Source organism: Collimonas sp., from assembly GCF_035566375.1.
Classification (GTDB): domain Bacteria; phylum Pseudomonadota; class Gammaproteobacteria; order Burkholderiales; family Burkholderiaceae_D; genus Collimonas.
On record NZ_DATMRK010000036.1, the window covers coordinates 1 to 22,571 of the forward strand.

Here is a 22,571-nt window from a genome sequence, read left to right on the forward strand (position 1 = left end):
ACGGTGGTTGCCGGCGGCAATATCGATGAAGTGCACCTGCGTCCGAACAAGGCGGTGGAGTACAAGTCGGTGGCGGCGGTGATGGCTTCGGCGCAACGGCTGGGCGTGACCAAGATCGGTATCGTTGGTAACGAGCAGTTCCTTAAATAAAATCCTCGATTGGATAATCCACGGCTGGGTAATCCGATTCATCGATCAAAATAATTTTTTACAAGGCAATCCCGTCAAAATCACGCGAAATCAAGTCCGGAAATACAGGAGTTCCCAGTGAAAAAGCAAAGCGCCGACAGCAATGTCAGATACCGCCGTTTTACCGCAGACGACGTAGCGGCGGCGCAGGCATTGTCGCTATCGCTTGGCTGGCCGCACCGCTTGGAGGATTGGCAATTCATCCAGCGCCTCGGCACCGGTTTTGTCGCAGAAAATGAAGCGGGCGTGATAGGCACCGCCATGTGCTGGGGCCATGGCCAGGAATATGCGTCGCTTGGCATGGTGATTGTGCCGCCAGATAGTCAAGGCGAGCGCATCAGACGGCAATTGCTATCGCAAGTGCTGGCTGAAATCGGCGACCGCACCATTTTGCTTAGCGCCTCGCCGCAAGGCCGACCACTCTACGAACAGCTGGGATTTACGCCTTTTGGCGAAGTTCGTCAGCATCAGGGAATCGTGGTCCAGTCGCAGGCCAAGCCCATCATCACCCCACTCATGCCGGGTGACCGGATTCGTCCCATCGGCGCCGCCGACAAAACCAAGATTGCGGCGCTCTGCAGCCGTGCCGCCGGCATGCCGCGCGGCACCGTGCTGGCGGCTTTGCTGGAAGTGGCGGAGGGCGGCGTCGTCATCGAGAGTTATGACGAGATGGTCGGTTGCGCCCTGATGCGCCGTTTCGGACACGGCTACGCCATCGGCCCGGTGATTGCCCGGGATACCGCTCGCGCCAAAGCCTTGATTAATCATTGGGCCAGTTCACACGCCGGCGCATTCATGCGCATCGATGTCGCTGGCGCCAGCGATCTGAGTCAGTGGTTGAATCAGGTTGGCCTGACGCAAGCGTACGAGATGGTGACGATGGCAAGAGGAGAGCCGCCGCTGCTCGACAAGAATCTGCATCAGTACGCGCTGATTAACCAGTCGTTCGGTTGAGTCGGCAATACAATCCGGAAATACTTTTCAGCAGTACTTTATCCCTTGATCTGAATTGCTTCATTCCCGGCTGCAAGGAAAGGCCGTTCCCGTTTCAGCGGGAACGGCGCTATCGAGGTGGGCGATCTTAGAAGTAACGCACCCATTTCTGTGTCGATACCCGTTTGAATCGTGCAAATGCACGGCATGGAAAATACAGCAAAGGCATCAGCGCGAAAGCCGTCGGCCAAACTATCCAGAAGTGATCCACGCCAAATCGCACTCCATGATTGGCGCCGAAAATGGCGACCAGCAGATGTTGCAGGATCAATAGCACATACAGGTGAAGCAGATAGTAAAACATCGGCGCGCCGCCAAAAGTTGCGCATACCCGAGTGAACCAGTTATCGATGGCCTCAAACCAGGCCAGCAGCACTAAGCCGACGCCCAGAGTCAGCAGCAGGAAAGACAGCGACGGCGGATATTTGGTGAAATTCAGCCAAGACATGAGCGTATGCACAAAATCCTCGCCATGCGCCCAAGGCAGCGTTTCTCCATAAATATTGAAACCGCGCAGCAGGCCCAGCAACAGCAGGCAGCTGATGCCAACGCTTAGCAGCAGCCGCTTGCGGCGGGCTGCGGCGACAGTTTGCGCATACAAGGGACCGGCAACATAACCCAGCAGGATCACGCCAATCCACGGCAAGAGGGGATAGGTGACCTTGATCTTGACCCAGCCATCGGCCACCAGATAACCACGATGCAGGAATAGCGTCCAGAGAAAATAGCTGACGCTGCCGGGCTCGAAGCTGATCGAGGTCAACAGATTGTGGCCGAACACTATGCTCAATCCGATAGCGGCCAGCAGCCAGCGCGGTTGCCGGTGCAGCAAGGCCAGCACAATCATGGCCAGCCCGATGACCCAGATCACCTGCAGGTAAATGGTCGATGGCGGGAATTGGCCGGACCAGGCAAACGTCACCAGAGTCCATTCAAGAACCACCAGCAGCAAGCCGCGCTTGACCAGGAAACCGGTAGCGGAACGCGGCGCGCCGGAGGATGGATTGGCATACAGCCAGGCCGACAGTCCGGTAAGAAATACAAACATCGGTGCGCAAAAGTGCGCTGCCAGGCGCGAGAAGAAGAGGGCGGGTTCGGTGCTCGCGACATCCATCGGATCGCTGACCTGCATGTGCAGATAGATGGTCTCGCGCACGTGATCGAACAACATGATCAGCATGACCAGGCCGCGCAGAACATCGATCACGGCTATCCGCGAACGTGATGCAGCGATCGATGTAGCAAATGACGCAGCAATTGAGTTTGCAGTGGCATGTGCTGTGTGCGTGCCGCTGCCGTATGCCAGCGGGACTTTCGGATTGACCGTCGGATTCGTCATGATGTGGGCCTGCTGTGGTTAGAGGGGAATGCAGCTATAAAGAGATGCTCGATTATTCTAAATCCCGCATATAAATTATTCTGCTTACTTTGAGCGGAAAGCAGGTTCTTCCCTTTAAAAAAATGCAGCGATATAGCATTTTCTATCGCGCCGGCAAAAAAATGCTAGAGAAAATTCTTGCGATAACAGCGCGCTGAAGTTGTACCGACGTTGCACCGGCGTTGCACTGAGCTTGCATTAACGCGACCCGCCAGGAAATTTCTCGTGGGGGAGTAGGGTGGCAGCGATTTCAAAATGGTGAAATCGACCAGTAAGCCGCACTCTCTTGGGGAAATCCCAATCAAACCGCACGGTTTTAACGCATGCGCGCCCATTCCGGCACGGCGTGCTGATTCGGTCGGATAAAACAGATATTTCTGTTCTGTGACCTGCCGAAAACAAGATAAGTGCGCAATTTCGACATGCTGTAATCAATACCAGAAGACGATGTTTTTGCGCGCCGCGGTCACGCAGGGAATCGGACTTCCACACGATATCTATTCCAACAGGGAGTTTTCATGTACACCTCGTCACGCTTTCCGCCGTGCTTTCACTTTGCACTTTTTCTGGCCGCCACTTACCCGCTCGCTGCCTCCGCCGCTGATACTGAAGGTACTCCGGAAGTGGTGGTGGTCGGCCAAAAACAGCCGTACCGCAGCCTCTCCGCCACCGGCGCCACCAAGACCGACACGCTGCTGCAGGATTTGCCGCAAAGCGTACGGGTCTTGACTGCCGATCTGTTGCAGGATGTCGGCGTCATCAAATTTTCCGACGCGCTGGATCTGGCCAGCGGCATCGCGCGCCAAAGCAATCTGGGCGGCCTGTGGGACAGCTACGCCATGCGCGGTTTTACCGGCGATCCGAATTTCGGTTCTGACTTCCTGGTGAACGGTTTCAATTCCAGCCGCGGCTACAACGGCCAGCGCGATTCGGCCAATACCAATACCGTCGAAATATTGAAAGGCCCGGCTTCTGCGTTGTATGGCCGCGGCGACCCAGGCGGTACCGTCAATATCACGACTAAGAAGCCCTTGTTTCAACCGTCGCAAACCATTGAGCAATCGGTCGGTAACTACAGCACTTATAGAACCGCGGTTGATCTGACTGGCCCCCTCAGCGAAACGGTCGCCTACCGTCTTAACGCCGCCTATCAGAACGGCAACAGCTTTCGCGATACGGAGCATTCAGAGAGTTATGTGATATCGCCGTCCTTCATCTGGATGATTTCGCCGGATACGACGCTTTCTTATGAAATGGAAGCGGTCCAGCAGAGAACGCCGTTTGACCGCGGCGTGCTGGCAGTCAAAGGGCAGCTCGGCCTGATTCCTAACTCGCGCTTTCTCGGCGAGCCGAGCGACGGTCCGATCACCATCAAATCGCTGGGTCATCAATTATTCCTGCAGCATCAGTTCAACGATGACTGGTCGCTGCAGAGCGGCTTGTCGTATCGTGAAAGTTCACTCAAGGGCTTATCGACCGAGGCCAGCAAATTGCTTGCTGATGGCCGCACCCTGTGGCGCCAGCACCGCCTGCGCGATTTCTCGGCGATCGATACCTCCGGCCGTGTCGAAGTACTCGGTAAAGTTGCCACCGGCCCTGTACTGAATAATCTGCTGTTCGGCATCGACGCTTATCGATTCGACGACGATCGCGTTTTGATGCGCGCCAATCCGAGCGCTGCTTCGCCTTACGCGATTGATATTTACAATCCTGTATATGGGTCATCCGTACCGGCGGCCATGACGCTCAACATCAGCACCAAGGAAAAACAGCGCGCACACGGCTTGTATGCGCAAGACCAGATTGACATTACCAAACAATGGAAGGCCTTGATTGGCGTGCGTTACGATAATTACACGCAAACTTTCGATGACCGGCGTTTCCTGCGCTATACCGAACAATCCGGCAACGCCACCAGTCCGCGCTTCGGTATCGTCTATCAACCGCTGAAGACGCTGTCGTTTTATGCCAGCGTATCCAAGGGATTCCGGCCAAGCAGCGGCACCACCTCGGGCGGTCTGCCTTTTGCACCGGAAAGCAGCCGCTCTTATGAAGTTGGGACGAAATACGATGCAGCCAACGGCAAACTCAGCAGCACCTTGGCGGTGTATAAGATCCAGAAACAGAATGTGTTGACGGTTGATCCCGTGGATCCGAATTATTCGGTGGCTGCCGGCGAGGTCGAAAGCCGTGGCGTTGAACTCGACGTATCGGGAGAAATCGTCCGCAATCTGCGCCTGACGGCAGCCTACGCCTACACCGATACCAAGATCACCAAAGACAATCTGTTCAAGGTCGGCAGCGCCCTGCCGGATGTACCTAAAAACAGCGCCAACCTGCTCCTGGTTCAAGAATTCAAGCTGGGTGATGGCGTCGCGTCTTTCGGCGGCGGGGCGAATTATGTCGGTGAACGAAGCGGTGACGTAGCGGTAAGCAGCAATTTCAAATTACCTGCCTACACCACTTACAAAATGATCGCTTCTTACAAGCCGACCAAGAAGCTGCGTATCTCCTTGAACATCGACAATCTGTTCAACAAGACCTACTACGCCAGCTCTTACAGCCAGCTCTGGGTTGCTCCTGGAACGGAGCGCACGATCACGCTTAAGGCGCAATACAAATTCTGATGTATAGCACTGAAGCCGGCCGCTGACGTCAGCAGTGCGACGGAGCGGTCGCTCAGTTCGATAGACCGATCATGCACACCGGAGAATCTGCATGCAAGAGTTATCAAGTAGCAGGGTGAATTGGCTCGACGTTGCCAAATCCGTAGTTATCCCCGCCGTATTGTTGTTGCTGGCGTTCGCCGCATCCCATGCTTTTGCGCATGGGGTTGCGGATGAAGACAAAACCTTTATCGAGCAAAACACCGGCGTTCATCTGCTGCCGTTTATCTATCTCGGCGCAAAGCACATGGTCACCGGTTATGACCATTTGCTGTTTTTGTTTGGCGTCATTTTCTTCTTGTATCGGATGAAGGATGTCGGCGCCTACGTCAGTTTGTTTGCCATCGGCCATAGCGTCACTTTGCTGGCTGGCGTACTGACGGGCACCCACGTCAATCCCTACATGGTGGACGCCATCATCGGCCTGTCGGTCGTGTACAAGGCGCTCGACAATCTTGGGGCGTTCAAGCTGGTGCTGGGTTTTCAGCCGAATACCAAGGCCGCCGTGCTTATTTTCGGTTTCTTCCACGGCTTCGGCCTGGCTACCAAGCTGCAAGAGCTGACCCTTTCTCAAGATGGCTTGATCCCGAATATCGTGGCTTTCAATGTCGGCGTCGAGATGGGGCAGTTGCTGGCTCTGAGCGCCATCATGATTGCGATGGGATTCTGGCGCCGCACCGAAAATTTCCAGCGTCAGGCGTTTTCCGCCAACGTGGTTTTGATGACTGCCGGCTTTATTTTGATGGGCTATCAACTGACTGGCTATTTCATGAATTTACCAAGGATCCCGACATGACCCCTGCTAACAGTGCACCACTACCGACTTTGCCGCAACTGCGCAAGGCCACCGGCATCGCCATCGTCGCCGCAGCGGCGATATTGCTTGCTTTCGTGTTACCCGCCGAGTATGGGATCGACGTTACCGGAATCGGAAAGCTGCTGCAGATCAAGAAATTGAACGCCGCCAGTGCGCAGGAGGCGCCGCTTAGCCCGGCGACGGTCACGGCAGCGAATGCAAATTCGCCGCAAGCAACTCTGATCAAAAGCCAGGCGCCATTCAATGAAAGTGAAATGTCTCTGGTATTGCAACCGAATCAAGGTGGCGAGATCAAGGCTTTGATGCGGCAGGGCGAACATTTCGTCTATACCTGGTCGGCCGAGGGTGGCAAGGTCACCGTCGACATGCACGGCGAGCGGCCCAATGCCGGCAAGGAATTCACCCGCTATTGGAAAGACAAGCAGCAGGCGGGCGATCAGGGATCTTTCGTCGCGCCGTTTGACGGCATACACGGCTGGTTCTGGCGCAATCACAGCGATAAGCCGGTCACCATTAAAGTGAAAGTCAGCGGTTTTTTCGAGAAACTTTATGTGCCGTCCTGAGCGTCGTTTCAACTGACCTTTTAACCAACCTTAAGGAAAACAATGAACAACATCACTAAACTCTTTACGACCACGGTCCTGGCTGCCAGTTTGCTAGCAAGCGCGGTCTCACATGCGCATGGAATCTGGTTTGCACAACGCAACAATCAACTGGCGCTGCTGTATGGCATTGGCGCTGACGATCTCGACATGGTCAAACGCTACTCCATGGTGAAAAGCATTGCCGGCTTCGATGCCGGCGGCAAACCGGTGCCGACTTCATTGATCAAAACCGATCATCTGATCCTGGTCGACACCGAGAACCAGCCGGCGCTGGTGGCAGCGGTTCTCGACAATGGCACATGGAGCAAAACGCCGGAAGGAAAGTGGCTGAAGAAGGGCAAGGACGAAGTACCTGAGGCCGTCGTCAGTGAGCAGAATTACAAATATGCGGTACTCATTCGCGGTCAATTGAGTGCGCTGTTGCCGCTGCTGCCAGGGCAGACGCTGCAGATCTTGCCGGTCGACGCAACGCTGCCGGCGCTATTGGGGCAATCCATGAAATTGCGCGTGATGTATCAAGGCAAGCCGGTAGCAGGTGCGCGCGTATTGCATGACTGGATCAACGATCCTGACAGCGAGCAACTCAAAACCGCCGCCGACGGCACGGTGACGATCAAAGTCCGGAATCAAGGGCTGAATGTGATCGTCGCCATTTTCAATTCAGCGCCGGAAGATCCAAAGAAGACGAATACGGTGGAGCACCTGGCCTCGCTTTCCTTCGTGCTGCCGCACGCCCCTGAATAATCAACAAGCCGGGCTTTCGGCGCTCCCCGTTCAAGGGCGCCGGTTTTTGGTTTATGCAAGTTTATACAAAGGTGATTCGATGAAGAAGATTGCAATGTTATTGCTGCTGGGCGCTATGTCCATGACGTTCAATGCAGCCCAAGCCCACGGCAACACAAAACCAGAGCATGGCGGCTTGATTCAGATCGACGGCGACATGTCGCTGGAACTGGTGGTGGGCAAAGACGGGGCCGAGTTGTATGTGCTGGATGACGACGACGAACTGCCGAGCGCCGACCTGAGCGGCAAGTTGACGATCACCAGCAAGGGAACCAAGTCGGAAGCATTGCTCAAGCCTGCCGGCGCCAATAAATTTGAAGCCAAGGGAGTCAAAATTCCGTCTGGTTCGACGGTGATTGCGATGGTGGTCTTGAAAGATAAGACCAGCAAGGTCAGCGCCAGCTTTACCACCAGATAGCAGGCTGTCATCCATTACCTATGATGACATTGCCACGGCAAGAGTCATCTGGGGTCGGAGTCAACGGGGTTAGTCAATTTCTGCAGTGCTTCATCGCGAAACTTGACTCTGACCCCAGTTAGCTGGGTTTGTTAAGCGCACCGGCGCCTACAAATCCAGTACCAGCATGGCGCTATGCGCGCGCGAACAGCAAGGCAGAAATACATCGTTCCTCATTCTGTCTTCTTGATTCAGATAGCTGTCGCGATGATCCGGTTCGCCATTCACCACCCGGGTCAGGCAAGTACCGCAGATACCTTGCTGGCACATGGTCGGTATCGGAATGCCGGCTTCGGATAAGGCCGCAAGCACAGTCTTGTCTTTGGCGATGTGATAGATTTTTCCGGTGCTGGCCAGCTTGACATGGAATTCGACATCGCTGCCTGAACTGAGCGCTCCAGCCGCAAAATATTCACGGTGCAAGCGCTCATCGCACCAGCCATTTTTCTTCGCAGTGTCAATTACCGCATCCATGAATCCGGCCGGCCCGCAGACGTAGAGATGCGTCGCCGGGTCCGGATCGGCGAGCAGTGTCTGCAAGTTGAGGCGCTGAGACAAGACGCCATCGCTGAAATGAAACGTTACGCGTTGCGCATATGCCGCAGCATTGATGCGCTTGAAAAAGGCGGTACGCTGCAATGAACGGCTGCAGTAATGCATGCTGAAATCGGCATCGGTATTGGCAAGCTGTTCCGCCATGGACAGGATAGGCGTCACGCCGATGCCGCCAGCTATCAGCAGCGATCGTTTTGCCGCAGCTACGATTGGAAAATGGTTTCTTGGCAGGCCAATTTCCAATAGCGAACCTTCCTCGATATCCTCGTGCATGGCCTGCGAGCCGCCGCGCGAATCCGGCGTGCGCAACACGCCGATCAGGTAGCGCTGCCGCTCTCGCGGATTGTTGCACAGTGAATATTGCCGTACCAGGCCAGCGCGCAGATAGACATCGATGTGCGCACCGGGGCTGAATGGCGGTAGTGCTTTCCCGCTTGGATCGACCAGTTCAAAGCTGCAGACGCCTTCTGCTTCGACCGTCTTTTTACTCACGCGCAGCAGCATTTTTTTGTTGCCTGGCTGCTTGAATCTCTTGCGCAGATAACTGCTTATGCCGGTAAAGGCGAGCACCGGCACCGCTAGCGCGCCGATCAACAGCAGCAACTGACCCAACAGACCGCCGACCCAACCGTAATGCACGGATAAGGCCCAAAGATAGATTCGTTCTCCGAGGCTGTTTTTGGCGTAGGGAGTAAAGCGCAACACTTGCCCGCTGTAGGGATCCAGCGTCAGATAGGAAAATGCCTGCGCATGCGGCGCTTCGGGCCCGAGCAAGCTGATGTCAATCGCATCTCCAGGCTTGCCGGAGTAGTGCAATTGCGCTTGCGTGGCTTGCGGCACCAGGGACAGCGCGCGTTGCCAAATTACTTCCGCGGGCAAACGGGGGGCGCCGGTCGCCGCTATCGACTGCGACACAGGCGCAGGCAAGGGCGATCCCGTGAGCAGGTAAATGCTGTTCCGGCACCAGTCAAAGGCTTGCGGCAAGCCGGTGAGGGCGCTTGTCAAAAGAATCAGGCTGGCGTACAGCGCCGTGGTTTTATGCAGTTGCTGCGGATAGGCGCGAAAGCTGGGGCGAAAGTCGGATTGGCGGCCGCTGCGCCGGGCACCGCTCCACCAGATCAGCAGGCCGCCCAGAATCAGCAGGATGATAAACGCCAGGGTAACGGTGCCGGTAATCAGCTCGCCGTTTGCTACGAAACGGAAGCTGTGCAACAGCGCCAGCGTGCCGAACAGACCGCCATAACGGTGGCCTTGCCCAAGAACTGCACCGGAGCATGGATTTAGGTTCACCCATTTGTCATCGCTAAAGCGGATGCGCGCAACGCTATTCGCATCCGCATAAAGCCGTATGTAAGTGAGTGCGCCGCCTGCTGGGTTAGCTGCATGGGCCTTGGCGATCAAGACATCCAGCGGCAGGCGTGTATGGCAAGCGCTAACCCTGAGCTGATCGCGGTTGATGACAGGATCGAGTTGCGGCCGGAAAACCATGCCGGCGCCGCTAACCGCAATCAGGACCACGATCAGCCCAAGGCTTAAGCCGGCCCAGCGATGGCATTGGAGAATACGGTGGCGGACAGGATGGCGCATACCTGGTGGTTGCCTACATACGTTGGAAAAACGACCCTTCTTCAAGCTGTGGCAGCCGATCAGGCAAGCCGTTACAGTGCAGCAAGCGAGGCCGGCCATCAGCGTCTTCTGCTATCGATTACACCATATCGGAAATGTCCAGATGTCCTGTTCTGGCATTGCCGTGAAACACAAACAATGGTTTTAAGCACTGGATGCAGCATAGCCTGCCAGAGCAGGCTCTCGCTGCCGCGACGGGCTCAAACTCAGCCGCCAGCCTGCATTTGCGTAACGGTCAATGCGCCGTTGGCTTTTTCGGCGACAAAATTGATCTTGTCGCCGGGCTTCACCTGATCCAGCATTGCCGGGTCTTTTACCCGGAAAACCATGGTCATCGGCGGCATCTCCAGATTCGACAACGGGCCATGTTTGATCGTAATCTTGCCGGCTTCTTTATCGATTTTTTTAACTTCGCCGGCCGACATGGCGCCGGCGTCAGCTGACTTGGTTTCTGCCACGGCGTCAGCTTTTACCGTTTCCTCAGCCGCCATCGCCGCCAACGGCAGATTGAAGCAGGCGGCGAGTGTCAAAGCGAGCGCCGTAAATAAAATAGAAGGGGTTTTCATGTGAGTTCCTTTACTGGATATCTGCAAAATATTATTTAACGATGATGTTGCCGCGCATGCCGGCTTCAAAATGCCCCGGTTGCAAGCAGGCGAAATCAAAGCTGCCGGCTTTGCTGAACTGCCAGATCAGCTCGCCGCTCTTGCCTGGTTCAACGGATACCTGATTTGGATCCGAGTGCTCCATTTCCGGGAATTTGAGCATCAATGCTGCGTGTTCCTTCAGTTCCTTGATCGAACCCAGCACCATTTCATGCTTGACCTGGCCGGAATTCTTGACAATGAATCTGACGGTTTCGCCACGTTTGATGGTGATGGCCGCTGGCGTGAATCGCATGCTGTCGTTCATGTCGACGTTCATGGTTTTCGATACTTTGGCGGCAACGCCAGGTTTTCCCAGGGCTGCTGCATGTCCTTCTGATTTTTCGGCAACGGCGCTATGGTCTTCGTCGCCGTGGGCGAAGGCGTTGGCAGATAACAGCGATAGAGCCAGAGTTGATGCGATTAAAACGGACTTCATGGATTATCCTTTCGGTTAAAAATATGTGTCGTATTGCTTCAGATAGAAGGCCGGGGTCAATTTAATTAATGGTCGCTATGTGAGCCTCCCTTAACCACTTTCAGAATTTTTTCGCCTGGCTTGGCAGCCATGCGCCTGGCGTCGGGAGCTTGCGTGGCAACCGGCATGGCGGCATCACCGCCTCGCCATTCATAGGCCCGGCTGCCGGCCGGATGCTGGTACCAGCCGGGATCCTTGTAATCGTTGCTGGCGATACCTTTGCGCACCTTCACGGTGGTAAACATGCCGCCCATTTCAATCCCGCCAAACGGACCGCTGCCAGTCATCATCGGCAAGGTGTTGTCCGGCAGCGGCATTTCCATCTCGCCCATCGCGCCGCCTTTATCTCCCATCACCATGTAGTCCGGCACCAGCTTGTTGATTTTGTCGAGAACGTCGCGCTGATCGACGCCGATCATGGTCGGCACCTCATGGCCCATCGCATTCATGGTGTGATGCGATTTATGGCAGTGAAACGCCCAGTCTCCCAATTCGGTGGCTTCGAATTCAATCGCGCGCATCTGGCCGACGGCGATATCGGTGGTGACTTCCGGCCAGCGTGAGGCGGGCGGGATCCAGCCGCCGTCGGTGCCGGCCACAACAAATTCATGGCCATGCAGATGGATCGGATGATTGGTCATGGTCAGGTTGCCGACCCGGATCCGGACCCGGTCGTTCTGCCGGCACACCATCGGATCGATGCCGGGGAAGGCGCGGCTGTTGAAAGTCCACAGATTGAAATCGAGCATGGTGCTGGTTTTCGGGGTGTAGCTGCCGGGATCGATGTCATAGGCGTTCAGCAGGAAGCAGAAATCGCGATCGACACGGTGCTGGTCCGGGTCTTTCGGATGGGTGATCCAGAAGCCCATCATGCCCATCGCCATCTGTGTCATTTCATCCGCATGCGGGTGATACATGAAGGTGCCGGGGCGTTTTGCGATGAATTCGTAGACAAAGGTCTTGCCCGGCTGGATGCCCGGCTGGGTCAGGCCGGTGACACCGTCCATGCCGTTCGGCAGCCGTTGGCCGTGCCAATGAACGCTGGTGTGTTCGGGCAGTTTATTGGTGACAAAGATCCGCACCCGGTCGCCTTCGACTACCTCGATAGTGGGGCCGGGCGACTGGCCGTTATAACCCCACAAATTGGCCTTCATGCCCGGTGCTATTTCGCGCACTACCGGCTCGGCCACCAGATGGAATTCCTTGACGCCGTTTTTCATGCGCCAGGGCAGCGTCCAGCTGTTGAGAGTGACGACCGGGTTATAGGGGCGGCCATTGGGCGGGGAAAGCGGCGGCTGGGTGGCCGCGCCATCCATCGTTGCTGCTTCCGGCAGCGACGCTGCAGCGACCCGGCTGACCAAGCCTGCGCCAATCGCGACAGCGCCTGCGCCGCTCATGAAATTTCTACGTGAGACCATGATGTCTATCCTCGTATTGTTGGTTGATTAGTCGGCAGTAAGGGCGCTGGAAGCACCGGTTTTGCTGTCCGCTGCCGCTGATCCACGGCCGGTCTGCGCCATTTTTAATGCCGAGTCGGCAATCCAGTAGTCGCGTAGCGCTTCGATCGCGCCATTCACGCTCATGGCTTGTGCGCGGGCATCCGCGAGTAAGGTAAAGACGCCAATCAGCATGCCGTTGTAACGCAGCATCTGTTCGTCGGAGATGCGCTTTTTGAGTGGTACGATTTCATCGCGATAATGGCGTGCGATGTCATAGGAACTGCGGTAGCGGGCATACGCTTCACGCACTTCGGAGCGGGCGTTGATCGCCAGTTCTGCGGAGCGATTCACCGCCTGCATGTACAAGGCTTCGGCTTTCGCCACCCGCGCGCCGCCCCAGTCGAACAAGGGAATTTCAAGCTGGATCGAATAGCCGTTCTCGCGTGACGGGCTCTGGTTGTAGTTGTTGTGCATCAGGCCGACATCGAGGATGTTGATGAAGCGCGTGGTCTTGGTCAGGCCCAAGGAGGCCGCGAGCCCGGACAATTCCCGTTTGGCCATCATGATGTCGAGCCGGTTTTGCATGGCTTGCACTTCGACGTCGTCTATCTGTTCCGGTGCTTTCGGCAGATCCGGCAGCCGCTCCGGTAATTGGAATGCGGTGCGCGTACCCCACAGGCCAAGCAGGCGGGTCAGCTTTTCACGTTCTGCTACCTGCGTCTGTGCCGCGCGCGCCAGTTGCACCGTGGCGTCGGCGTAGAACGATTGCTCACGCGCCTGCTCCAGCTTGCTCCAGTTGCCGGCCGCCGCCATTTTGCGCGCCAGCTCAGCGCCGGCTTCCGCCGACACTTTGACTTGCTCCATGTATTTGACGGTTTGCTGCGCCGCGACCGCAGAGAAGTAGGAGCGCCGCGTTGCATCGGCAACAGCCAGCGCATCGCCGGCGGCCCGGAACTGCGCCTGCTCGAAACGACGGCGCTCGATTTTGCTGGCGATGGGCATGGTCAACAGACTCATGACCGGCAACATCAGCGTGCGGTCAATCTCGATATCGTCGCCCCTGCGCAGGCGGCCGAACGAGAACGACGGGTTGGGCAATCGTCCCGCCTGCACCAGGTTGGCTTCGGCAATCCCCAGTTCGCTATAACTGGCTTGCAGGCCCTTATTGTTGAGTAAGGCAATCTTGACGGCATCGTCGACGCTTAACGGCTTGGCAAGGAGTGGTTCGATGGTTTTAGCAACGCTGGCGGCGTCGTCGTCGGATTTGACCCATTTGATGTCTTGGCCGATGCGTTCCTTGGTCAATGACTGCACCGACGAGAAGCCGCCGTCTGGCGACAGCGAGGCGCAGCCGCCCAGGAACAAGACTGAAGCTGCGAGCACGAGCGGGTGCAGGATGGCGGCAAGGATCGCGCGCCTCGTTGAGAGGGTGGAAATCATGATGTCCTCGATGACGATGAAGCAAAATTCGATTCGAATCGAACGGAATGCAGGACGCGCACGCAAATGCGCGCCTCAAGCGAAGGCAGAACTTACGATGCGCGGCTACAGGCAGCGATAGCCCGAGACCTGCAATTCAGTTCTGGAATTTAAATGGCGAGGGAGTGAGGCGGCCGTTCGAGGCCTTCGGGGAAATACGCGGTGAATTGCTGGTCTGGCTGGAAGCTGGTTTCCAGGCCGCCTGGCAGCGGGGTTACCGGATCAGGCATTACTGGAGCGCTGATGGCGCTGCTCAGGCAGCAAGAGGTACAGGCACTGCATTTTGTTGCGCCGTGGTGATGCGAGTCATCTGTAGATGCATCCCCGCTAGAGGCGTGGGAAGCAGCGTGGTCCTCGGTTGAGGAAGCCTGCTCGTGATGATGCATCTGTTGTTGCTGGTCCAAGCTTGCGCCGTCCTCTGCATGGCTGGAAGAACCCTGCATCAGGTGCTGGTGCGCCGCCCCGCAATCAAGCATGGCGGACGATGCAAAGCCTTGCATAGGCAGAGCAAAGACCAAAAGCCAGATGATTACGATCTTGAGGAGGCGGGACATGGGCGTCAGTATAGTTCAAAAATAAAAGGCCAACAATCCGGCTCATGCTACCTGGCTGGCAGTACGCCTGCCAAGTTCAAAGCAGGGCGTGCAAGTCTTGATAGCCAACATACAAACCGACCAGCAGGATTAATGCGCCGGAGAAATATGGCGCCTTCCGCGCGAATTCGCCGAACCCGCTCCAGCGTTTGGAAACGTGCTTGACGCTTAACGCCGCCAAGGCGCCGGACAATACCATCGTCAACGCCAGGCCGATGCTGAAGCACAGAACCAGCGTTGCACCGAGTGCAATTTTTTTCAGTTGCAGGCATAGCAACAGTACCGTGATCGAGGCCGGGCAGGGAATCAGGCCGCCGGTCAGCCCGAACATGATGATCTGGCCGGTAGTCACTTCCCGGTTCGCGAAGCGGTGGCGGATGTCGTTGGCGTGCGCCAGTTCGTGCGGGTCTTGATAACCGGGCGCCGATATATCCAGGCCATCGTAATCCTTGATGGTGTGATGGTGGTTGTGTTCGACATACTCGACGTCATAGTCGTGGCTATGGCCGGCATGCCCCAGGCGCAGGCGGGCGACGAATTCATGGGGTTCAGGAATCTCTTGCTCCGATTCAACAAAACCTGCGCCTTGCACAAAAGTGAATGACTGCGTGCTACCGTCCGGCCGCTCGGTCTCGACTCTGACCTGATCGGCGCTCCAGGCGTGGCCATGCTTGCTCTCGTTGAAAAGCCGGAAGCGCGGCGGCACGCCGTCTTCGAATACCTCGAGCCGCACCACGCCGTGGCCGGTGTCGATGTGCTTGGTATCGTCGTGATGGTGATTGTGGTCATGCTCATGGGAGCCTGCGGCAACTTGGTGTTGGCGCCAGGTGCGCCACATCATCCAGGCTGCGACGCCAATGATCAGTACGGCGGACGCCAGCTGGAAGTACGGTTCGCTGGCTTCGGCGTTCCATTGCCTGCCGAAGTACAGGCCGATCAGCGCCACCGCCCACACCACGGCGGTATGGGAGAGCGTGGCGGAAAGGCCAAGCAAAACGGCTTGCGTCATGGTGCCGCGGATGGCGACGATGAAGGCCGCCATCATGGTCTTGGAGTGGCCCGGTTCAAGGCCGTGCAAGGCGCCCAGCAAGATCGCGCTAGGGATGAAGAGCCAGGCATTGGATGCGCCTTGCTGCAATAGAGTGGAGAATTCAGTCACGGGATCGACCTAAGAGTATTTTGGGATTGCTCGGAACTCGGGAGAGACGGCGCAACGTCAAGCTGCAAAAGCGAAGACAAGCGACCGCTCACAGCATTTATTTGAAATAGCTTTTGACGACGTCGATCAGTTGTTCCCTGGCGTCGCCATGTCCCTCATGCTCATGGCCGCCGTGCTCGGCATCGACCAGGTGGGTGCGTATGTGGTCTTCCAGCACCACTGCCAGCAAGCCGTTCATGGCGCCGCGGCAACTGGTGATTTGCTGGAGCACATCCATGCAACCTTTTTCTTCTTCCAGGGCGCGTTCTATGGCGTCAACCTGGCCGCGAATGCGGCGCACCCGGTTCAAGAGCTTTTGCTTGTCTTTAATGGTATGACCCATGACTGCCCCGATAGATTAAATAATATAGGGGGGTATACTATATTTGATAATCCGCGTTGTAAAGCAGCTTGACGAAGGTGGTAAATAATTATTGAGAGTTTCATAAAACATGACAATGCCCGCGCCCGATTGCGCTTAACAAACGCAGCTAACTGGGTTCGGTAGCTAACTGGGGTCAGAGTGAACTTTCTGCGCGCCTTTTGCAGAAACTTCACTCTGACCCCACTTAGCGGGCCACGGAGTACTGGCTCATCGTTAAAAAGAACAAAACCACCTAATGCGCTCTGTCTTTCTCCGAATCCGTCATGTGGGGTCAGAGTCGAGTTTCGCGATGAAACACTGCGAAAGTCGACTCCGACCCCAGATGACTCTTGCCGTGGCGATGTCATGAATTATGAAATTCTCAATAGGCAAATAAGGAGGTAAATCGAGAGAGGCGCCGATGTGCGCTTATCGATCAAAACTACTGTCCGGCAAGACCTTCAAGAATCGGGCATTCAGGCCGTGCATCGCCGTGGCAATGGCAAGCCAGTTGTTCCAGCGTGGCTTTCATGGCTTGCAGTTCCTTGATCTTGTCGTCCAGTTCATTGATATGCGTCAGCGCCAATTGCTTGACCTTGCTGCTGGGGCGCGACTGATCCAGCCAGAGGCCGATCAGTTCGCCGATCTGCTTCATCGAAAATCCCAGCAGACGGCCTTGGCGGATAAAGCGCAGCAGATGGATATCGCGTTCGGCATAGGTGCGGTAGCCGCCGTCGCTGCGGCTGGCTTTCGGGATCAGTCCGATTTCTTCATAATGCCGGATCATCTTGGCCGAGACGCCCGAAGCCAGCGCGGCGTCGCCGATATTCATGGAGTTAGTCGGCATTTACAATCTCCTTGGAAACTAAGTCCGAAGCCGGCCGCCAGCGGCGCAACAGCAGGGCGTTGCTGACCACGCTGACGCTGCTGAACGCCATCGCCGCGCCGGCCAGCACCGGATTCAGGTAACCCAGCGCCGCCAGCGGAATCCCGATCAGGTTGTAGATAAAGGCCCAGAACAGGTTCTGGCGGATCTTGTTGTAGGTGCGGCGCGAGATGTCGATAGCATCCGCGACCAGGCCCGGATCGCCGCGCATCAGCGTGATGCCGGCGGCTTGCATGGCAACGTCGGTGCCGGTGGACATGGCGATGCCGACGTCGGCGGCGGCCAGCGCCGGAGCGTCGTTGATGCCGTCGCCAACCATGGCGACCACGGTGGCGCCGGATTTGAGATCGGTGATGGCCCTGGCTTTTTCGGCCGGCAGGATTTCTGCGTGGATTTCAGTGATGCCCAGCTGCCGGCCGACCGCATTGGCGCTGCCGCGGTTGTCGCCGCTTAGCATGGCGACGCGGATCGCACGCTGTTGCAGTTGCCGGACCGCCGCCTTGGCGCTCGGCTTGAGCTGGTCGCCAAAGGCTAGCAAACCGGCCAGCGCTGGTTTGCCATCTTGTTCGGCGGCGAGCCAGGAAACCGTGCGGCCCTCGTTTTCCAGCGTCTTGGCCTGGCTTGCCAGGGCGCTCAGATCGACGCCCAGTTCCAGCATCCAGCGCGAGCTGCCCAGATAACACTGGCGCTCGCCGACGCTGGCTTGTATACCGCGCCCGGCGACGGCTTGCACCTTGCTGGCGTTGGGCGACGCTGGTATTCCTGCCTGTATTCCTTTTTGTTCGGCGGCGGCAATCACGGCGCGCGCCAGCGGATGTTCGCTGCTGCGTTGCACGGCTGCGGCAAGCCGCAGCAAGTTGTCGCTGGCGGCGGCGTCTTGCGCAACCGGCAGCAGGGCCAGCAGGGCTGGATGGCCGACAGTCAAGGTGCCGGTTTTATCGAAGGCCACCACATTGATGCGGTGAGCGATTTCCAGCGCTTCAGCATCCTTGATCAAGATGCCGAAGCGGGCCGCGACGCCGGTGCCGGCCATGATCGCGGTCGGCGTCGCCAGGCCCAGTGCGCAAGGGCAGGCGATCACCAGCACCGCCACCGCGTTGAGCAAGGCTTGCTGCCAGTCGCCGCTGCTCAAGCCCCAGCCGAGCAAGGTGAGGGCGGCAATCAGCAACACCACCGGCACGAACACCGCGCTGACCTGGTCCACCAGGCGCTGGATCGGCGCCTTGGCGGCTTGTGCATGTTCCACCATGCGGATGATGCGCGCCAGCGTGGTCTCGGCGCCGATCGCGGTGGTAGTCACCAACAGCAAGCCAGCGCCGTTGATGGCGCCGGCGGTGACCCGGTCGTGCGCTTGTTTTTCTACCGGCAGGCTCTCGCCGGTCAGCAGGGATTCGTCGACCTGGCTGTGACCCTCCAGCACCAGGCCATCCACCGCGATGCGTTCGCCGGCGCGCACCACCACCAGATCGTTGAGTTGCAAGGCATCGATGGCAATCTCGCGATCGACGCCGTCGCGCCGCACCGTGGCGCGCTCCGGACGCAAGGCATTCAAGGCCCGGATGGCGTCGGCGGTCTGGCGCTTGGCACGGGTTTCCAGCCATTTGCCGAGCAACACCAGGGTAATCACCGCCGCCGATGCTTCGAAATACAGATGCGCCATCGCGCCGTGTGCAGCCGACAGCAACAGATACAGCGACAAGCCATAAGCAGCGCTGGTGCCGAGGGCGACCAGCAAATCCATATTGCCGCTGCCGGCTTTCAGTGCGCGCCAGCCGGCCCGATAGAAACGGCCGCCTAGCCAGAATTGCACCGGCGTCGCCAGCGCCAGTTGCCACCAGCCGGGGAGAGCCCAGCCACTAGTCAATCGGCCGAAGGGCATCAGCAGCATCGGCAGGATCAAGGGCAGCGTAAACAAGGCTGCGGCGGCAACCGGCCACCAGCTTGGCAGGGCGCTTGTATTAACCAGGCTTGCCGATGCTTCCTGCGTGGACTTGGGCAGGGATGCCTCATAACCAGCCGCCTTGACCGCGCTTATCAGACGCTCGACCGGCACCACGCCGGCAGTCGTCAACGTGGCTTTCTCGCTGGCCAGGTTGACGGCAACGGCTTGCACGCCAGCCACCTTGTGCAAGGCTTTCTCGACCCGGCTGACGCAGGAAGCGCAACTCATGCCTTCGATATCCAGCGTGACTTCCTGCTGCCTGACCTGATAGCCGGCTTTTTCCACCGCAGCAACCAAGGGGCCGATGGTGTTTGCGCCATCGGTTTGCACGGTTGCCAGTTCGGTCGCCAGATTGACGCTGACCGCACGCACGCCTGCAACTTTTTGCAATGCTTTTTCGACATGGGATACGCACGATGCGCAACTCATGCCTTCTATCGGTAACTGGAATTCGGTCGCTTGGCTAACGCTGCTGCTCATGATGGGCTTGGTTTGGAGAGTGGGGGACAATTGCATGATCCACCTTCCCATGATGGGAAGGTCAAGCACAATTTTAACAGCTCGCTATTTGCGCTGCCAAAAGCTCTACCGCATATACGCGATGCGCTATACGGCAAGGGGTGTTGGCAAGTTAGGATTCCTGTCGACTGAATTTCTTCAACTCCATCAACTTGCCAGGAATACACCATGACCAAACCAGCAAATTTCCAGAATTACCATATCCGCAAGTGGTACACCCAGATCGACGACACCTTGGCCAATGAAAACGGGGTACTGGCCGATGGCAAGCTGCTGCGCAAGATCGTGATCGCCGCCGCCATCCACAATCCCTACGCCGGGCGTTTCAGCGACAACCTGGAGCTGATCCTGGCCAATTCGCCGGCGCTGGGCCATGAGTTCGGCCGCCGCATCGTCGCCGCCCTGGGCCAGGATCAGGTGGAAAGCTATGGCAAGGCTTGCATCGTCGGCATCGGTGGTGAATACGAGCACGGCAACGCCTTCCTGACGCCAGCCATGGTGATGCCGATCCGCGAGGCGATCGGCGGCGGCAAAGCCTGGATCCCATCGTCCGGCAAGCGCGGCGTACCAGGCACTGAGCTGGATATTCCGCTGGCGCACAAAAATGCCCTATATGTGCCGTCGCACTACGACACCGTGACCACCCAGTTTTTCGATGCGCCGAACGCCGATGAAATCGTGGTGGCGTTTGCCGTGGCGACCCGCGGCCGCCTGCATGCGCGTCTGGGTGGTTTGAAAGCCAGCGAAATCGAAGGTAAGAACGGCTTGAACTAAGTAAGTCGCTGGTGACGGCCGGCAACGGATTTCGATGGCTTGATTTTTGCGTTTCGTCAGTTAGGGCTTGACCTTGCTACGATGGGAAGGTTTATAGTTGACACAAGTAACTGACGAACGAAGCAAAAAACCGGAGCAAGAAAATGATCGAATTCAATGTGCAGGACATGACTTGCGGCCACTGCGCCGGCCGCATTACCAAAGCCATCAACGGCGTCGATGCAAGCGCCAAGGTGGATATCAAGATAGAAGGGCGGACCGTGTCGGTTGAGAGCAAGGCGACTGCCGACGAGTTGGCTGACGCTATCAGGGAAGCCGGCTATGCGCCGCAGTTGCTATAAGTTTTACCGAGCATAAAAAAACCCGCATGGTATGGCGGGTTTTTTTATGGGTAGGACAACAGCTTGTTTTATGTCAATACTTACGCCAATACGCGGCGCAGCCAGTTCCCGATATCCGCCACCTCTTCCGCGCACACCGAATGCGGCATCATGTATTCATGCCATTCCACCTGGTAGCCAAGCTGTTTCAGCAAATCGCGCGATTTTTCTGCGCGGTCGACCTGCACCACCGGATCAACCCGGCCATGCGCCTGGAAAATCGGCGTGTGCTGATTGGCGGCGTTGCGTTCGGCTTCGGTCTTGTCGCTCAGCGGCAGGTAGCCGGACAGGCACATCAGGCCGGCCAGCTTGTGCGGATAGCGCAAGCCGGTTTGCAGTGCCATCGCGCAGCCTTGCGAAAACCCGGCGATGACGATTTTGTCGGCCGCAATTCCGAGCGCGATCTGCTGCGCGATCAGGGCTTCGATTTCGCTTTGCGATTTGCGCAGGCCGGCTTCGTCTTCACGGCGGGTCAGGTCGGTGGCCAGGATGTCGTACCAGGCCGGCATCACGTAACCGTTGTTGATGGTCACCGGCATGCTTGGCGCACTCGGGAAGATGAAGCGGATGCCGGGGCAGCCGCTCAGGTCCAGCTCTTTGACGATGGGGACAAAATCGGAGCCGTCGGCGCCGAGGCCGTGCATCCAGATCACGGCTGCGGTTGGCGTTTCAGAGGTAGAGATTTCCAGGGTTTCCAGAGTGCTTGACATGAGATGTTCCGAGTGTGAAGTGGAGTATTAATCGTTGGCGGCTGCCGGTTTATAGTGTCGCGCCTGTGAGACATTGGCCGACTATAGCGGCGGCATTGGCCCTTTGCTGCCAGGCCGAGATCTGCTTGCTTGCAGCATTGCGCAGACTGTCTTGTATCTCTTGCGCCGGCGCCAGGTTCAGCGTCATTTTATGTTCGCGCATGCGAGCGTAATTCGTTGCGATGCGATCCTTGACCTTGCTCCAGGAGCTGGCGGCGGTACGTTGGGCGGCTTCGCTCAATATCGCCTGCTGTTCCGGTTTCAATTGCTGCCAGACGTCCTGGTTGACGATGGTGTAGCTGAGCGGGATCGAATAGCTGACCGCACTGAAATTGCCTAGCTGATCCCACAAACGGTTGCCGGCGCCGCCGTCGCCCGAGGACAGCACCGCATTCAGCTCGCCGGCAGCCAGCTTGGGCGGGACCGCCGAAAACGGCAGGTTCACGCTCTGCGCGCCGACCTGTTCAAACACCGCACGGCTATTCTCGTCGTAGGTGCGAATCCGCAGCGCCCGCAGCGCCGCCAGGTCAGTCAAGGGCGTTGCCGACCAGATGCCGGACGGTGGCCAGGGCGTGACATACAGCAGGTGTGCATTAAGCTTGCGCAAATGCTGCTCGACGGCCGGCTGGGCGCAGCTCGCGAGCGCCTTGGCGTCTTCAAAATTATTCGCGGTGAACGGCAGCGAAGACAGCAGGAAGAACGGATCGCTGGCGCCGATGATGCCGGCAAACAGCGTCGCCATCTCGACCTTGCCCTCGCTCAGCGCGCTGACCTGGGCGCTGCCTTTGAACGGGTTCTGCGCTTCCTGTTCGGTGGCGACGACCAAGGTGTCGCCGGCCAGCTGTTTGACACTGGCGGCAAACTGCAAATCGGCTGCGGCGGTGATCGAGCTTGCCGGATATTCGTTGATCAGGCGCAGAGTCTGGGTTTGCGCCTGTGAGAGCGGGGTCAGTGCCAACGTCATCAGCGGCAGGAGTAAGGCTTGGGCGAAGCGAGGTTTGGAGACGGCCGCTGGCAACATGGATGCTGTCCGCTGAAAAAGGTTGTATGAAGAGAG

General features: G+C 57.5%; 22 protein-coding genes. 9 read left to right on the forward strand and 13 right to left on the reverse strand.

The genetic code is table 11. The features are described from left to right. The coding region (locus VNZ60_RS11470; RefSeq protein ID WP_414648820.1) for an ExbD/TolR family protein at positions 1-150 on the forward strand (150 nt) is incomplete at its 5' end. Positions 151-267: 117 nt separating this feature from the next. Beyond that, positions 268-1,143 (forward strand): GNAT family N-acetyltransferase, encoded by an 876-nt coding sequence (locus VNZ60_RS11475; RefSeq protein ID WP_325659210.1) that lies wholly within the window; start codon positions 268-270, stop codon positions 1,141-1,143. Between the two features lie 127 nt (positions 1,144-1,270). On the opposite strand, the gene VNZ60_RS11480 is transcribed toward VNZ60_RS11475, so the two are convergent. Further along, the gene (locus tag VNZ60_RS11480; protein WP_325659212.1) at positions 1,271-2,521 is read right to left on the reverse strand and encodes an acetyltransferase domain-containing protein; all 1,251 of its coding nucleotides are present in this window, start codon (positions 2,519-2,521) and stop codon (positions 1,271-1,273) included. A 557-nt stretch (positions 2,522-3,078) separates the two neighbouring features. Between VNZ60_RS11480 and VNZ60_RS11485 the strand changes: the two genes are divergently transcribed. From VNZ60_RS11485 to VNZ60_RS11505, 5 genes are all read left to right on the forward strand, one after another. Next, positions 3,079-5,187 (forward strand): TonB-dependent siderophore receptor, encoded by a 2,109-nt coding sequence (locus VNZ60_RS11485; protein ID WP_325659214.1) that lies wholly within the window; start codon positions 3,079-3,081, stop codon positions 5,185-5,187. A gap of 91 nt (positions 5,188-5,278) precedes the next feature. Continuing rightward, the gene (locus tag VNZ60_RS11490) at positions 5,279-6,022 is read left to right on the forward strand and encodes a HupE/UreJ family protein (protein ID WP_325659216.1); all 744 of its coding nucleotides are present in this window, start codon (positions 5,279-5,281) and stop codon (positions 6,020-6,022) included. Next, positions 6,019-6,606, forward strand: coding sequence for a transmembrane anchor protein (locus VNZ60_RS11495; RefSeq protein ID WP_325659218.1), 588 nt, complete (start codon positions 6,019-6,021; stop codon positions 6,604-6,606). Before VNZ60_RS11490 ends, VNZ60_RS11495 begins: the two co-directional genes overlap by 4 nt. Before the next feature lie 42 nt (positions 6,607-6,648). After that, positions 6,649-7,392 (forward strand): DUF4198 domain-containing protein, encoded by a 744-nt coding sequence (locus tag VNZ60_RS11500; protein WP_325659219.1) that lies wholly within the window; start codon positions 6,649-6,651, stop codon positions 7,390-7,392. 79 nt (positions 7,393-7,471) lie between these two features. After that, positions 7,472-7,849, forward strand: a complete 378-nt coding sequence (locus tag VNZ60_RS11505; RefSeq protein ID WP_325659221.1) for a hypothetical protein — start codon at positions 7,472-7,474, stop codon at positions 7,847-7,849. 147 nt (positions 7,850-7,996) lie between these two features. Here the strand turns inward: VNZ60_RS11505 and VNZ60_RS11510 are convergent, their stop codons facing one another. From VNZ60_RS11510 to VNZ60_RS11555, 10 genes are all read right to left on the reverse strand, one after another. Further along, entirely contained in the window at positions 7,997-10,030 is a 2,034-nt protein-coding gene (locus tag VNZ60_RS11510; protein WP_325659223.1) for a PepSY domain-containing protein, read from the reverse strand. A 245-nt stretch (positions 10,031-10,275) separates the two neighbouring features. Next, positions 10,276-10,560, reverse strand: coding sequence for a copper-binding protein (locus VNZ60_RS11515; RefSeq protein WP_325659282.1), 285 nt, complete (start codon positions 10,558-10,560; stop codon positions 10,276-10,278). A 106-nt stretch (positions 10,561-10,666) separates the two neighbouring features. Continuing rightward, entirely contained in the window at positions 10,667-11,152 is a 486-nt protein-coding gene (locus tag VNZ60_RS11520; RefSeq protein ID WP_325659225.1) for a cupredoxin domain-containing protein, read from the reverse strand. A 65-nt stretch (positions 11,153-11,217) separates the two neighbouring features. Further along, the gene (locus VNZ60_RS11525; RefSeq protein WP_325659227.1) at positions 11,218-12,609 is read right to left on the reverse strand and encodes a multicopper oxidase family protein; all 1,392 of its coding nucleotides are present in this window, start codon (positions 12,607-12,609) and stop codon (positions 11,218-11,220) included. 27 nt (positions 12,610-12,636) lie between these two features. Then, on the reverse strand, positions 12,637-14,070 hold the full coding sequence (locus VNZ60_RS11530) for a TolC family protein (protein WP_325659229.1): 1,434 nt from the start codon (positions 14,068-14,070) through the stop codon (positions 12,637-12,639). A gap of 149 nt (positions 14,071-14,219) precedes the next feature. After that, positions 14,220-14,585, reverse strand: a complete 366-nt coding sequence (locus VNZ60_RS11535) for a hypothetical protein (protein ID WP_325659232.1) — start codon at positions 14,583-14,585, stop codon at positions 14,220-14,222. Positions 14,586-14,739: 154 nt separating this feature from the next. Next, positions 14,740-15,861, reverse strand: a complete 1,122-nt coding sequence (locus tag VNZ60_RS11540) for a nickel/cobalt efflux protein RcnA (RefSeq protein ID WP_325659234.1) — start codon at positions 15,859-15,861, stop codon at positions 14,740-14,742. A gap of 97 nt (positions 15,862-15,958) precedes the next feature. After that, positions 15,959-16,243: a metal/formaldehyde-sensitive transcriptional repressor gene (locus VNZ60_RS11545; protein ID WP_325659236.1), complete on the reverse strand. Its 285-nt coding sequence runs from the start codon at positions 16,241-16,243 to the stop codon at positions 15,959-15,961. A gap of 463 nt (positions 16,244-16,706) precedes the next feature. Next, complete coding sequence (gene cueR / locus VNZ60_RS11550) at positions 16,707-17,096, reverse strand: Cu(I)-responsive transcriptional regulator (protein WP_325659284.1); 390 nt, start codon at positions 17,094-17,096, stop codon at positions 16,707-16,709. Positions 17,097-17,100: 4 nt separating this feature from the next. After that, positions 17,101-19,608 carry a heavy metal translocating P-type ATPase gene (locus VNZ60_RS11555; RefSeq protein ID WP_414648818.1) on the reverse strand — a complete coding sequence of 836 codons (2,508 nt, stop codon included), beginning with the start codon at positions 19,606-19,608 and terminating at the stop codon, positions 17,101-17,103. Between the two features lie 171 nt (positions 19,609-19,779). Here VNZ60_RS11555 and VNZ60_RS11560 point away from each other — a divergent pair, with 171 nt between their 5' ends. Together VNZ60_RS11560 and VNZ60_RS11565 are read left to right on the forward strand one after the other, a co-directional pair. Next, positions 19,780-20,385 (forward strand): amino acid synthesis family protein, encoded by a 606-nt coding sequence (locus tag VNZ60_RS11560; protein ID WP_325659238.1) that lies wholly within the window; start codon positions 19,780-19,782, stop codon positions 20,383-20,385. Between the two features lie 143 nt (positions 20,386-20,528). Continuing rightward, the gene (locus VNZ60_RS11565; protein WP_325659240.1) at positions 20,529-20,726 is read left to right on the forward strand and encodes a heavy-metal-associated domain-containing protein; all 198 of its coding nucleotides are present in this window, start codon (positions 20,529-20,531) and stop codon (positions 20,724-20,726) included. A gap of 80 nt (positions 20,727-20,806) precedes the next feature. On the opposite strand, the gene VNZ60_RS11570 is transcribed toward VNZ60_RS11565, so the two are convergent. Continuing rightward, complete coding sequence (locus VNZ60_RS11570; RefSeq protein WP_325659242.1) at positions 20,807-21,475, reverse strand: alpha/beta hydrolase; 669 nt, start codon at positions 21,473-21,475, stop codon at positions 20,807-20,809. Between the two features lie 49 nt (positions 21,476-21,524). Next, positions 21,525-22,535 carry a TRAP transporter substrate-binding protein gene (locus VNZ60_RS11575; RefSeq protein WP_325659244.1) on the reverse strand — a complete coding sequence of 337 codons (1,011 nt, stop codon included), beginning with the start codon at positions 22,533-22,535 and terminating at the stop codon, positions 21,525-21,527. Positions 22,536-22,571: the final 36 nt, after the last annotated feature.